Here is a 397-nt window from a genome sequence, read left to right as displayed (position 1 = left end):
GGCCGCGGTCGTCAAAGAGAATTATCTGGATACACTACGGGCTATCGATCCTGAACTGGTTAAAACGGCGGTTTCAGGGCCGCGTTTCCAGCAATGTTTGTTTGAAAACGGCCAGAATAAAGAAATAGAAGCGTTTGTACGTGAGATGCTGGGGTAATGCCTGGACAAGACAGAGACGTTTCGCGCCTGTCGGCTGGCATGATGTGCCGATAATACGCCAGTAGCGACAGGCGCCACCTCTGGCAAACAGATCAGAAACGGTGTAGGCCGGATAAGCGGCTTCGCGTTGCTATCCGGCTAATAACGTCTCAATATTGTCGCTCGGGGTGCCGCTATCAGTGATGCTGATAGGTCACGACGTTAAGGAGATGCTGATCGGTTTGCGCCAGGCATAGCC

1 protein-coding gene is annotated in these 397 nt (G+C 52.6%); it reads left to right on the top strand.

Annotation, left to right across the window (positions count from 1 at the left end; all coding sequences use genetic code 11):
* Positions 1-25: 25 nt before the first annotated feature.
* On the top strand, positions 26-157 hold the full coding sequence (locus tag GQV94_RS07990; RefSeq protein WP_442778714.1) for a hypothetical protein: 132 nt from the start codon (positions 26-28) through the stop codon (positions 155-157).
* Positions 158-397: the final 240 nt, after the last annotated feature.

Source organism: Campylobacter sp. TTU_617 (assembly GCF_016599045.1).
In the GTDB taxonomy this organism is placed as follows: Bacteria; Campylobacterota; Campylobacteria; order Campylobacterales; family Campylobacteraceae; genus Campylobacter_D.
Note: the sequence above shows the minus strand (reverse complement) of the source record. Positions and strands in the feature narration are given on the sequence as shown.